The organism is Pseudomarimonas arenosa (genome assembly GCF_014841215.1).
Lineage (GTDB): Bacteria > Pseudomonadota > Gammaproteobacteria > Xanthomonadales > Xanthomonadaceae > Pseudomarimonas > Pseudomarimonas arenosa.
The window spans coordinates 150,329-162,883 of record NZ_JACYTR010000004.1; the positions used below are offsets into that span (position 1 = coordinate 150,329).

Consider the following 12,555-nt stretch of genomic DNA (forward strand, 5'->3'; position numbering starts at 1 on the left):
AGTGACGCCCCTGGCCGATGCGGCGCTGCCCGGCGGCCTGCAAAGCTATGTCGACAAGTGGCAGCAGCACGAGCCGGAATGCGCCTTGCTGCCGATCTTCCTGGCCCCCGCTGCGCGTACCCGCGAGCTTTGCTGGCATAGCTTCTTGCACGAGTTCGAACAGACCATGTTTGCTGCCGGCGAGCCGGCAGTGGCCGAGGTCAAACTGCGCTGGTTTGTACAGGACCTTGCCGCTGGCGATTCGGCGCGGCATCCGCTAGCTAAGAGCTTGCTGGCCCAGCTCAAGGTCGATGCCGCCTCCTGGGCCGCCTTGCCATGGAATGCGTGGTTGGCTGCTGCCACCCGGCTTGGTGCCGAGACTGAGGCGCCGGTCAGTGTTGAGGCCTGGCTCGGCAGTTGGCGCGACTTCGCTCGGCATTTGCAGGCGATCGAGGCGGCGGTCTTGGGTCACTCGGTCGATGCGCGCTGGCTGGCTCCCTTGCTGGCTGGGCGGCGCCTGCTGCTCGACCTGCGTTTGCGCGGCGAGTCGGCTACCGTGCCGCTAAGCCTGTGGCTGGAGGGCGCGCAGCAAGCGGGAGCTGAACAGCTGTTCGGCCGGGATTCTAGACCACGCTGGCAGCGCCTGAGCGCCGCGCTGGCGCCCGGCCTGGAGCTCAAGAACGGCGTCGGCGGGGCCCTGCGTCAACTGCAAGCACGCCAATTGCGGCGGCATCTGCAGCACCTGTGCCGGAACGGAGTGTTGCCCGAACAGCGCTTTTCCCCTTGGCAGCGGCTCTGGGACACTTGGCAAGCGAGTCGGCGGGCCGCATCCTAGGCGGCCGCCTGGGGCTGCACTGGCATTTGCCGGGCGTCCAGCCGATCAGGTCTTCACAGGGCTGAAGCTAGTCTTTGCCCACGCTGACGCAGCGGCCGACCACTGCTGCGACGGCTCACCGCGCCAAGCGCGGGAATTGCTGAAATGGTCGACAAATGAAGGAGCTGGCCTTGGCTATGCGATCGAATGACAACACCGTCCGGGCAATGCCGGATATCGCCAACGAAGCCCGGCCCGCCGTGGCCGGTGCGCTCGACTGGGTGGGCATGGGCGAGATCGAAGCGCCGGTGCAACTTGCTATCGAAGGGCAGGCCAAGGTCGGCGTTGCTCGCGTCAATGCCTTTGTCAATCTGGTCCGGCCCGATGTGCGCGGGATCCACATGTCGCGGCTCTATTTGCACGTCGATCGCATGCTGTCGGCCGAACCGCTGAGTAGCTGTTCGGTGCGGCGCATCCTGAAGGAGTTTCTCGAGTCGCACGCAGAGCTTTCGGATCGGGCCATGCTGCGGGTGAGGTTCGAGCTGATGCTGCGTCGTCCGGCATTGGTCAGCGACAACAGCGGCTGGCGGGCCTATCCGGTGGAACTGGTAGGTGTGATGGACCGCGGGCACTATTCGCTTGAGCTGGCGACCGAGGTGGTCTACTCCAGCACCTGTCCGTGCTCGGCGGCATTGGCGCGGCAGCTGATCCAGGAGCGTTTCAGTCAGGACTTCGATCTCCAGAAGCCGATCGATTCCGCCGCCATGCTGGCCTGGCTGGGCAGTGAACAGGGTATCTGCGCAACCCCGCACAGTCAGCGATCGACAGCGGAAGTGAAGGTTAAGCTGCTGCCTTCTTTCCAGGGCTTTCCCATTGTTGATCTGATCGATCGTCTGGAGGCCTGCTTGCAGACGCCGGTGCAAACGGCGGTCAAACGGGAAGACGAGCAGGCCTTTGCGCGACTCAATGGTCAGAACCTGATGTTCTGTGAGGATGCAGCGCGACGCATGCAATCGGCACTGAATCAGGATGAGCGCATTGCCGATTTCTGGCTTCGCGCAACCCACTACGAAAGCCTGCATCCGCACAATGCTGTGGCCGTGGCCAGCAAGGGTGTCGACGGCGGTTATTCGGCCTTGAGCTGATCGCCTCTGGCGGGCAAGTGCCCGGCGCTCATGCTGCTGCCACCGGCGCGCGACGCTTGGGCAATGGTCGAAGATCAAACGAATTCAGCGCGGCAATCAAGGCCGCCTCATCGATGTTCGGTGCTCTCGCATAACACCACGTTTCATATTGCCCGGCCAGGTCGCGCAGCTGCATGGCGATCGGCTGCTCAGAGACAAACGTTGCCTGCACCCATTCGGCCGGATCTCGATGGGCGGGTTTTGCGTAGCCGCGTCGGGCCAGCTTATCCAGCAGACGATGCCAGGCGACCATCACTGCTGGGCGCCGGTCTGGTGGTTTGCGCAACAGCACCCACAAGGTCAGTCCGATGGCAATCGAGGAAGCCGCAATAAGGGCAAATGCCAGTTGCTGCCAATCGGCCTGATCAATGCCGAACGGACGCAACAGTTGACGCTGTCGGTTGGCGTTATAGCCGAGCACCAGATCATTCCAGTTGCGCCGCAACCAGTCGGCGGCATTGCTCAAGGGCTGCAAGTAGTCCGACAGCATGGACTCCGGAGCCAGAGCCTGACTGCCTTGTTCGATGCGCTCGGGCGCGACTGCGCTGGTCGGGTCAACGCGCACCCAGCCGCGTCCCTCCAGCCAGACCTCGGCCCAGGCATGCGCGTCGGAATTGCGGATGACCAGATAATTGCCCAGCGGATTGACGAATCCGCCCTGGTAGCCCGTGACCACGCGAGCGGGAATGCCGGCAGCACGCATCAAGACGACAAACGCCGAGGAAAAGTGCTCGCAGTAGCCGCGCTTGGTTTCGAATAGAAAGTCGTCCACGCTGTCGCGGCCGAGCAAATCGGGCTCCAGGGTGTAGGTGAACTCGGCGTTGAACCATTGCAGTGCGCTGGCAATGACCGAATCAGCATCACCTGCCGCGGCCCAGCGCTGGGCAATCTCGAGCGCGCGTGGATTGAAGCCTGTCGGCAATCGTTGCGAGGCAGAGTTCAGGGTGCGCTTCATCTCGGGCTCGAAGACATAGCTGCTGGCCGAGCGGAAGTTGTGTCGCACCAATCGCGACATCGGCTGCCGAGTTCGCAGGGCCCGGCCCCAGTCGAAGCGCGCACCGGTGGGGGCGCGGCCGAGCATGTCGAGAGCAAACAGGTAGGACCGCTCGGTCGGCTCCTGCTCAACTTCGTATTCCACCCAGCCATCGAGCTCGCGCAGTGCCCCAGGGCTGTCGTTGGCGATATAACCGCGGGTCCAACGACGACCATCAAAATTACTCAACACCGGTCCGCGAAAGTAGCGCAGGTTCGGCGGCGGTATCTCGCCGTTGAAGGTCACCCGCATGACGGGTGTTTCATCGACATAAAGCTGGGCGATGTCGCCCGGGCTCATGTCCTCCGACAGGCCAGCCCGCGCCTCGGCGGAGTTGGCCGGCATGCCCCAGATCGGCTGGGCCAGGCGCGGGAACAGGAAGAAGCCTACCAAGGCGAGTGGAATCGAGACCGCCGCCAGTATGCCCGCAGAACGAACGCGCAAGATCACCTGGCGCGGGTTCTCGGCGGGTGTCGCTGACTCCGAACTCTGCGGCGACTCGGCTTCGGCCAGCCGGGCCATGGCGGCCAGACAGACGATGGCTGCGATCACCGCCAGCGTCAGGGTGGCGGGCCCCTGGTCCTGAAGAAACGCGGCCATGATGGCGAAGACGGAGAACACCGCCGCGGCGCGGCCATCGCGCAGGGCATTCAACTCCATCAGCTTCATGCCCAGCATCGTGGTCAGCAGCGCGCTGGCGGCGTCTCGACCGATGTTTCTCACCCCGAAGCCGAGCTCAAAGGCCCAGACGATGGCCGCCAGGGCGATTCCGGTCAGCAGCAGCCGCAGCAGCCTCGGAATAGGGCGTTGCAGAGCCACGCTGGCGACGGCCAGAGCGAAAATGCCGGCGATCAGGGCCTGAGCGGTGGGTGGCGCAAGCAAGGCGAACGGGATCACCGCCATGGTCGCTGCCGCTGCGCACCAGATCGAAGTCACGCGATCGATGGCGAGCGATCTCATTGTTCAGCCCCAGGCATCAGGGCCAGCCGGCTCAGGCAGCGATGCAAGTGCAGATTGCCGCTGTCCGGCCCGATGGTGGCGCCCGGCACACGCAACTCTGATCGCAGTCCCAGCCGTTCGGCCTCGATCAGCCAGCGGGTGAGTCGACGAATTCTGGCTTCGTCGTCCAGCCCGCTCAGTGTCTGCCAGTCGAGCAGAGTGTCGCGTCCAGTAGGGCTTTCGAATTCGCGTACCAGCAGACGTCCGGTCTGCGCGCTGCGCTTCCAGGCCACGGTGCGCATCGGGTCGCCGACGCGATAATCGCGCAATCCGCGGATCTCTTCCTGCGGGCTGCGCCGGGGCTGCGCGGTACCGGCCTGACTGCTGTGCGGAAGCGGTGGGCCATGCGCTTCGATGGCTGGATAGACCAGGGCTCTGTAGCTCGGATGCAGCCAGCTCCAGGCGACAAAAAGACCCAGCGGTCGTCGCACCGATAGCTTGATTCGACCCACGCGAATCCAGCCACGACGCTGGGTCGGCACGCGCAGCAATGCCTCGCTGCGGCCCTGGTCGAGCATGCTGAAGAAGCAGACCTGTTCACCGCGGTCGACGCGCAAACCGAGTCGCCGACGCGCACTGCCGGCTTCGAACTGAAAGCGCAGCAGCAGAGGTTCGCCGGCATGGACCGGAACTGCGTCCACTGCCAGCAGGCGCACATCGCGCAGAGCCAGGAAGCCCAGTAGCAGGGCTGAATGACCCGCTGAGGTCAGTACGAAGCCCAGCAAGAGGGCTGGGTTGTTGTCGTAGTTGAGCGCGCCCATCACCAGCACTGCCATCAAGGTCATGCAGGCAAGGCCAAACGCGGTGGGCAACACATAGATGCGATGACGATCAATGGTGATCGGCAAGCTCTCTTCGCGACGCCAGCGAGTCAGCGCTGGCAAGCGTTGCTCGGCCCACTGAACCAGCCGCTCGCTCAGTGCCTGCCAGCGCCGGGCAATGCTCACGGCACCGCCACGGATTCCAGAATGCGCCGGGCCACAATGTCGGGCGTTGGACCGTCGGGATCAACCACCAGTCGGTGGGCGGCGACCTCGACGAATACCGCCTCGATCAAGGCTGGCGTCACCTCTGCTTGGCCGCGCAGCAGACCCAGGGCCCGCGCCACCTGCAACAGTGCCAGACCGGCACGCGGCGATAGGCCAACCCGAACGCCGGCATGGCGACGGCTTTCCGACAACAGCGCCTGCACATGTCCGATCAGCAACTCGCTGGCGTGCACTTCGTTCACCGCTCGGCGCAAGGCCAGCACGTCGTCGGCGCCCAGTGCCGGCATGGTGCGGGCAATCAATTCCTGTCGACTGCTGCCGCTCAGCATGGCGCGCTCCGCCTCGGCTCCGGGATAGCCCAGGGTGATTCGCATCAGGAAGCGATCGAGCTGCGAGTCAGGCAACGGGAAGGTGCCGGCGAGATCGACCGGATTCTGCGTGGCAATGACGAAGAAAGGCGAGGGCAGGGTATGGCAAGTGCCGTCGATGGTGACTTGATGTTCGGCCATCGCCTCCAGCAAGGCACTCTGCGTGCGCGGCGGGGCGCGGTTGATCTCGTCGGCCAGCAGCAACTGGGTGAACACCGGGCCTGGATGGAAACGAAAGCTGCGCGAATCCTGTTCGTAGATCGACACGCCGAGGATGTCGGAGGGCAGCAGATCAGCAGTGAACTGCATGCGCTGAAAGCCCAGCCCCAGTGAGGCGGCCATCGATCGCGCCAGCGTCGTCTTGCCAAGTCCCGGCAGATCTTCGATCAGCAAATGACCACCGGCCATCAAGCAGGCAAAGGCGAGCTCGATCTCGCGTGACTTGCCCAGGACCAGACCATTGACCTGTTCGATGGCGCGACTGAGGGAATCGCGGCGTGTGTCGGTTAGCATCGTCGCCTGTTCTTTTTGCATGAGTGCGTCCGAATGAGCCCAGCAGCGAGTGTACCCAGCTGTGGGTGAGCTTCCCACGAAAGCCGACCCGGCAGAGATCTCCTGGCGTTGGCCGTTGCTGACACTGACTGCAATCAGCCTGCTGAAGTTCTGGTTGGCGGTCGACTTGCCATTGTTCGGTGACGAGGCGTTCTATTGGTGGGAGTCGACCCAGCTGGCGCCGGCCTACGATGACGTGCCGGCAGCGACCGCCTGGTTGATCGCGGGTTCCACGGCTCTGCTTGGTCACCACACCTGGGCCGTGCGTCTGCCCTTCCTGCTGCTGGCCCTGGTGTCCTGGGGCGTGTTGGTCGCCAGCGCCCGCGAGGTGGCTGGGAAGCAAGCGGCCGTCTGGGCTGGCTGGCTCGGTGCCCTGTTGCCGCTGTTTGCTGCCAATGGCCTGCTGGCGCTGCCCGATGTGCCGCTCAATCTGGCTCTGTTGCTGTGCCTGTATGGGTTGCAGCGCGCTCTGCGTCAGGCCGCTGCTGCCGAGCTGTGGCTGGCGGCTGGATTGGCGCTGGGGTTTCTGAGTCACTACCGCTTTCTGGTGCCGTTGCTTGCCGCCGCGTTGTGGTTGCTTGTAAGTCGTGATGGTCGCGCGCTACTGACGCGGCCGCGGTTGCTGTTCTCGGCAGTGCTCGCCAGTGTCATCGGGCTAGCGCCTCTGCTCTGGCAGCAATGGCAAAGTCAGGCCGCTGGACTTAGCTTTCAGTTCAGTGAGCGCCATCCTTGGTCGTTTCAGATCGAGCATCTGCTCGATCCGCTGGCCCAGGCGCTGATTACCTCGCCGATTCTCTATGTGGTGCTGGTTCTGGCTGGCCTGCTGGGTTTGCGATCGCAACTGACGGCCGTGCGCATGTACGCCGCGCTTGGGCTGTTGCTGCTGCTCGTTTACTGGCTGCTGGGCGCGTTTGCCGACGCTGAACGTAGCCGCATGCATTGGCCGCTGCCTGGCTATCTGGCCTTGATCGTGCCGCTGGCCACGCGTTGGTCTGAGTCAGTCACCGTCTGGCGACGCTGGCGGGCGCCGGCCTTGTGCTTGGCTGGACTCTTTCTGCTGCTGGCAGTGTCGTATCTGCAGTGGGTTGCCCGAGCGCCGGAACATCTGGTGCGCTGGCAGCTGTATCCCAGCAATTTCTCCGGCGCAGAAGGCATCGTGCAGGAAGTCGGCCAGCATTTGCAGGGCATGCCGCCGGATACCTTGATTGTGGCCGATCAGTTCATGTTGGCCGCGCAACTGCAGTTCGCGCTGCCCGATCGCAGGGTATTCAGTCTGGATCATCCTCTTAACGCCAAACATGGACGGCGAACCGTTCTTGCTGCGCTCAAGCGTGACCAGCTGACGCTGGCAGCGGAGCGAGTCGGACATGATCTGTTGCTGGTCAGCGAGCTCAGTGCCACTCGCCTGCGCCAGCGGCCGGAGCACTATCGGCGTCTGTGTCAGGAGTTCCCTGCTGCTCGTCAGGTCGGCGATCGCTGGGTCGATCATGGCAGCAAGCGCTACCTGCTGTGGCAGGTCGAGGCCGAAGCGGCCTCCGAGCACAACTGCCTGCCGCCGCCGCTGGCCTATGTCGGTCTGCCGCAGTGGAACGCCAAGCTCGGAGCCACGGCGTCGTTGATAGGCTGGGCGATTCGCGATTGGCGGGGCATTGAAGCACTGCGAGCCCAGGCAGGTGAACAAGAATTGCCACTGCAATACGGCCAGCCGCTTCCCAGCCTCAGCGAGATCCTGCCTGGGCTCGACGACCCGAATCATCCGCACCTCGGCTTCGAAGTGTCATTGGCCGGACTTCCCGCCGGGGCACACTGGGTGCAGTTGCAGGCTCGAGATCCAGCTCTTGGATGGATCGTAGTGGCCGAATGGCCAGTGCGCATCAAGCGCGAATAATCGACCAGACTTGCCGGGCTAGCAGGCTGCTTAGCCCGGCTATTTCATGAGGGGGCGTGGATGATCGCCGAGGACTTCGCGCCGAGTGCAAGGCCCACTTGGACGAGATCGGGACGCGATTGCCGCGTTGTTGTTCGGCTTCTGTCGCAGCTACGCGGGACTGGTGCCAAGGACCTCGGGGCGAATGCCCCGCGTTGCCGCGCAGCGGCCGACCGAGCGTAGCGCACGCGGGAAGGGCCATGGATGGCCCTGCTCTGGGAGCGAGGAAGGCGCAGGCTGCGTAGCAGCCGTTGCCGCGCAGCGGCCGACCGAGGGCCGTGCCAGCGACGAAAGACCGCGAACACGTTGTCATCCAGTGAGAACTGCCCGAGAACGTTGCTGTGCCTGGGCTCGCGGTGTCTTTCGGCGCGACCTCACGAAATAGACTCATTTCAGCGGCCTGCTACGGTAGCTGAAACCCCGCCGTACGTAGCAGGCGCGACAGCGCGATAAGAGGCAGTCCAGTCAGGGCCGTCGGGTCCTGAGTGTCGATGGCTTCGAACAGGCTGATGCCAAGCCCCTCGCACTTGAAGCTGCCAGCGCAGTCGAGCGGTTGTTCGGCCTGAACATAGCGTTCCACCTCGGTACGCGAGAGCTGTCGAAAGCGCACCACGGTGGTGTCGAGATGGGTGAATCCTGACTCACCGTGGCGAGCCACGACCAGAGCGGTAAAGAAGTGAACCTCTCGCCCGGAGCAGCCCAGAAGCTGCTCAACTGCGCGTTCCATCGTGCCCGGTTTGCCGAGCGCCTGATCGTCAAGGCTGGCGGACTGATCGGAGCCGATTACCCAGGACTGCGGCTGCATGTCGGCGACCGCCTCGGCCTTGGCTTGGGCCAGACGCAGCGTCATCGCCGAAATCGACTCGCCGGGCAGGCGCGCTTCATCCACCTCCGGCGGTATGCATGAAAATGGCAGGCGCAGCCGCTCCAGCAGCTCCCGACGATAGCGCGAAGTCGAGGCCAGAATTAGCTGCATCCGCTCAGGAGTCACGCTCAATCGTTGTCGCCGGCTGCCGTTCGACGCAGGGCTGCCGGCTCGCGTGCTTCCTGCTCTTCCACCGCACGTGCCGCTTCGGCCAGTTCGGCGCCGGCGCTTTCCAGCTTGCGAAGACCAGCGGCAATCTGCTCATGCGAGCGGCGCAGGGCAGTGACCGCCTGGCGCAACTGTGGATAGCTGGCGGTGGGAGCATGCTTGGCAATCCAAAGTCGATGTTCAAGAAGATTGCGCAGACCCTGCTGCACCGGTCCATCGGCCTCCAGAGAGGCCTGCGCCACCGCACCGATATCCGGTGCCACCCGGCCTACGACATCGCGCATCTTGGCCATTCGCGTACGCGCTTCGTGCAGAACGCTCTCCAGGTTGTCGGCGCCGTCGAGCAGGGCGATCAGCGCGCTGTGGCGGCGCCGTTGTTGCCACAGTCCGACGCCAAAGCCAATACACAGGGCCAACAGCAGTGCGACGATCAGCAGAAGAAGGTTGGTGTATTCGCTCATGGTTCGTTCCTCACGCGCTCCAGTCTGCCGCAGCCGCTTACCGCGGGCAAACTCAGTCGCCCGACTCCGGGCTGCGCCGAACCGGCAGAGGCACGTTGCAGACTTCGATGCGGCCCACCTTGTTGACGAACCAGTCTTCGTGGCGGAAGCGTCGGGCCTCGATAAGCTTGGCGAACGAGGCAGATTCGGTGCTGAGGCGCTGTCGGCGTGGTCGATCGGCGGTGTCGATCTCGCTGGCCAGACGAATGCGCTCGATACTCACCCGCTGCTCGGGTTTCTCGTAGAAGCCCAGCGGACCGGTGCCGCGGGATAGGGTGGTCAACACCGACATGCCCTCGATAACCCGGCCGACCAGGGTGATGTTGCGGTCCAGGTGCCGTGGGCTGTGTCCGCTCACCACATAGAGTTCCGATCCTTTGCTGCTATCGGCTTCATTCCCGCGGCCGGCGCCTACCATGCCGTAGCAATGCAGCAACCAGGCCCGTTGACTGTCACGTCCCACCGGAAAGCCGAGGCTGAAACCAGTCTCGGCTGCATAGGCGTCGGGGTCGGGAATGGCCTGCCACGGGAGTGCCTGGCGTTCTCGATCGAACTCAGCCGGTAGTTTGGTCTTGGCCTCACCCAGCGAGCGACGCTTTGCTTCATCCTCTTCCGGGTCGCCCCATTGCACGACATAGTTTTCCTGTGCTCGAACGATGGCCAGCCCGTCCCAGTAGTGCTGCCTGGCCAGCTGCTGAATGTTCTTCACGTGCTGCGGCGCGAAAGCCTCGGCGAGTTCGATCAGTACCCGGCCGCCGTTGACGTCCATCACCAGAAGGCGATCGTCCGCGATGGTGTGCCAGTCGGCATCGGGCGCGGATTCGAGAACTGCGGCCGTGGTCAGGGGCGGCTCGGGTTTGGCCTCGGGAGAGACCGATGCGCACTGATCTTCGCGCGCCCGCTGGTGCCCCGGAACTCCCTCCCCGATGTTCGGGGAGGGCTGGGGTGGGGTTAGGGAGCCGGTCTTCTCCTGCCCAGGGGTCTCGCGAAGCGAGGTTCCTGGGTAGGCGGCAGCTTGCACGGCGAGAAGCAAGGCCAGACTGGTCGAAATCATCATCGTCCCTCGGGGGCAGGAACGAGAGATTATGCGACGAAGCGCAGCGTTAGCCCGGATATTTCATGAGGGGGCGCGGATGATCACCGAGGACTTTGCGTCGAGTGCAAGGCGCGACGAGCCCAAGTGGTGGGCCCACTTGGGCGAGAAGCAACGCGGCAATCGGCGCAAAGGACCGGTGAGGGCCGTGCCAGCGCCGAAAGATCGCGAACACTCTGTTATCTCAACACCATCGGTCGAAACTCTCGCCCCGCTTGGAATTGCCGGATCTTTCGGCGCGACCTCATGAAATATCCGGGTTAGCGTAGGGAGGGCCTGTGCCGACCAAGCCCAGCAATGAGGCGCGCCGTACAGCGATGGCTCCGGCGAGATAAGGCCTTGGCAATCTTGGCCGCAGCTCAGCCGCCGGCGGGCTGGGCTTCGTCGGCTCGGCAGTTGCCCATCGAGAGGCGCGCTTGTGCTCAGATGCGTTGATTCGAGAACGGGTGCATGGGCTCTTGCAGCAGGGCGAGCTGCTCGCGTAGCTGTTGCAGAAAGCGCTCCCAATGCGGTCGCTCGGCGAACCACGGAAAGGCCAGCGGGAAGGCTGGGTCGATCCAGCGTTGGCAGACCCAGGCATGAAAGTGCAACAGGCGTTGCGCCCGCAAGGCTTCAGTCAGCAGCAGTTCGCGCTCATCGAACTCACGGAACTCGCGATAGCCGCGCAGCAGCCATTGCCACGGCTGGGCGTCGGTCGAATGCTCGCCGGCGACCAGCATCCACAGATCCTGTACCGCGGGACCTGTCAGGCAGTCATCCAGGTCCAGCAGGTGGATCACCTCGTCGATCGCCAGCACGTTGCCGGCGTGGCAATCACCATGCAGGCGAATCAGAGCCGGGTCGGCCCATTGCCATCGCGTTTCGACCTGATCGAGCAATCGATCGCCGATGTCGGCCAACGAATCCTTCAGCGACTCCGGTATCAGTTCAGAGTCCAGCAGCGCATCCAGCGGTTGATCACCGTAGGCTTCAATATCCAGGTGTGGCCGATGCCGGAAGGTCTGCTGAGCGCCGACATTGTGCAGTCTGGCCAATTGGCGCCCGATGCTGATCAGCACTTCGCGGCGCTCCAGATCGGGGGCGCGACCGCCGACGGAGGGAAACACGGCCACCCGGTAAGGTCCAAGGTGGTGCAGGGAGCGGCCGGCGATCGACAGTGGCCCGACTACCGGCACCTCGGCCGCTGCAAGTTCGGCGCTGAACGCATGTTCCTCGAGGATCGCTTCGTCACTCCAGCGGGCGGGGCGGTAGAACTTGGCCACCAGTGCGCGGTTTGGCGATAGCGAGCGCAGACGAAACACGCGGTTTTCATAGCTGTTCAGCGCCAGCAGGCCGCCATCGCCATGAACATCAAGTTCCGCCAGACGATCGAGCACCTCAGCGTGGGTAAGCTCGGCAAAGGGCAGTCCGCCGCGGGCATCGGCAGTCATTCCGGCGGGGCTTCCAAGCCATCCAGCCTGGGCAGCAGGGCCGGCGTGGCGTAGCAATGTGGGCCAATCTGGCGAAGGCCGGCGTCAGCGAACCAGCGTCGATACTGCGCCGGGCGCCGGGCGATGAAGCCGATATCATCGCCTTCCGCGCCGTCGCCGGCGCAGAACATGTCGGCGAATACCAGACCATGACAGAGCTCAGCGAAACCGGACAATCCGCGCTTCAATTCCGCAGTCGCGATGTAGTGCAGGGCATCGCTGCAGATCAGCAGGTCAACGCTGTGCGAGAAGCGGAGTTCGGCCAACTGCGCGAATCGGGCCAGACCGATGTCGCGTGAGCGTCCGAAGCGGCGCACGGCGTACTCGCTGCTGTCCAGCCCTTGATACTGCAGCGTCGGGCGCAGCTTCAGCAGCGGCGCTCGCCAGCCCGCTTCTCCGCAGCACACATCCAACACCCGTCGCACCGGTTGGCCGAGCAGGAACTCGGCCATCGACACCGCCAGGGCGGCCTTGCGTTCGGTGATCAGGCGCCGCTCACGGGCCTCGGCGCCTCGATACCAGCGGTCGAAGTAGGCGCGGTCATAACATTTGCCTGAGTCGGTTTTGCGACTCAATCGAGCTTGCCTCATTGGCCCTGGATCCGCGACGTGCTCG

Annotated in this window: 11 protein-coding genes; 3 read left to right on the forward strand and 8 right to left on the reverse strand. The window is 64.1% G+C overall.

The annotated features are described in order from the left end of the window. Position 1: 1 nt before the first annotated feature. Positions 2-814 (forward strand): hypothetical protein, encoded by an 813-nt coding sequence (locus IFO71_RS03450; protein ID WP_192028133.1) that lies wholly within the window; start codon positions 2-4, stop codon positions 812-814. A 176-nt stretch (positions 815-990) separates the two neighbouring features. Continuing rightward, a complete protein-coding gene (gene folE2 / locus IFO71_RS03455; protein ID WP_192028172.1) occupies positions 991-1,938 on the forward strand; it encodes a GTP cyclohydrolase FolE2 in 948 nt (315 codons plus the stop codon). Between the two features lie 28 nt (positions 1,939-1,966). Here the strand turns inward: folE2 and IFO71_RS03460 are convergent, their stop codons facing one another. Genes IFO71_RS03460 through IFO71_RS03470 form a run of 3 tightly spaced genes read right to left on the reverse strand, consistent with a single transcriptional unit; the run spans position 1,967 to position 5,879 of the window. Then, the gene (locus IFO71_RS03460) at positions 1,967-3,970 is read right to left on the reverse strand and encodes a transglutaminase TgpA family protein (RefSeq protein WP_192028134.1); all 2,004 of its coding nucleotides are present in this window, start codon (positions 3,968-3,970) and stop codon (positions 1,967-1,969) included. Beyond that, the gene (locus IFO71_RS22445; protein WP_192028135.1) at positions 3,967-4,956 is read right to left on the reverse strand and encodes a DUF58 domain-containing protein; all 990 of its coding nucleotides are present in this window, start codon (positions 4,954-4,956) and stop codon (positions 3,967-3,969) included. The genes IFO71_RS03460 and IFO71_RS22445 overlap by 4 nt, the downstream gene beginning before the upstream one ends. Continuing rightward, positions 4,953-5,879, reverse strand: a complete 927-nt coding sequence (locus IFO71_RS03470) for an AAA family ATPase (RefSeq protein WP_192028136.1) — start codon at positions 5,877-5,879, stop codon at positions 4,953-4,955. The genes IFO71_RS22445 and IFO71_RS03470 overlap by 4 nt, the downstream gene beginning before the upstream one ends. A gap of 115 nt (positions 5,880-5,994) precedes the next feature. Here IFO71_RS03470 and IFO71_RS03475 point away from each other — a divergent pair, with 115 nt between their 5' ends. Beyond that, complete coding sequence (locus IFO71_RS03475) at positions 5,995-7,806, forward strand: ArnT family glycosyltransferase (RefSeq protein WP_192028137.1); 1,812 nt, start codon at positions 5,995-5,997, stop codon at positions 7,804-7,806. 442 nt (positions 7,807-8,248) lie between these two features. Here the strand turns inward: IFO71_RS03475 and IFO71_RS03480 are convergent, their stop codons facing one another. The 5 genes from IFO71_RS03480 to IFO71_RS03500 all read right to left on the reverse strand — a co-directional run bounded on the left by IFO71_RS03480 (position 8,249) and on the right by IFO71_RS03500 (position 12,530). Then, positions 8,249-8,821 (reverse strand): Maf family protein, encoded by a 573-nt coding sequence (locus IFO71_RS03480; protein ID WP_192028173.1) that lies wholly within the window; start codon positions 8,819-8,821, stop codon positions 8,249-8,251. 17 nt (positions 8,822-8,838) lie between these two features. Next, positions 8,839-9,339: a hypothetical protein gene (locus IFO71_RS03485; RefSeq protein ID WP_192028138.1), complete on the reverse strand. Its 501-nt coding sequence runs from the start codon at positions 9,337-9,339 to the stop codon at positions 8,839-8,841. Between the two features lie 52 nt (positions 9,340-9,391). Next, positions 9,392-10,435, reverse strand: coding sequence for a peptidylprolyl isomerase (locus IFO71_RS03490; protein WP_225444334.1), 1,044 nt, complete (start codon positions 10,433-10,435; stop codon positions 9,392-9,394). 458 nt (positions 10,436-10,893) lie between these two features. Then, positions 10,894-11,901 carry a serine/threonine protein kinase gene (locus IFO71_RS03495; protein ID WP_192028139.1) on the reverse strand — a complete coding sequence of 336 codons (1,008 nt, stop codon included), beginning with the start codon at positions 11,899-11,901 and terminating at the stop codon, positions 10,894-10,896. Further along, positions 11,898-12,530 carry a methyltransferase domain-containing protein gene (locus IFO71_RS03500; RefSeq protein ID WP_192028140.1) on the reverse strand — a complete coding sequence of 211 codons (633 nt, stop codon included), beginning with the start codon at positions 12,528-12,530 and terminating at the stop codon, positions 11,898-11,900. Before IFO71_RS03500 ends, IFO71_RS03495 begins: the two co-directional genes overlap by 4 nt. Positions 12,531-12,555 lie beyond the last annotated feature (25 nt).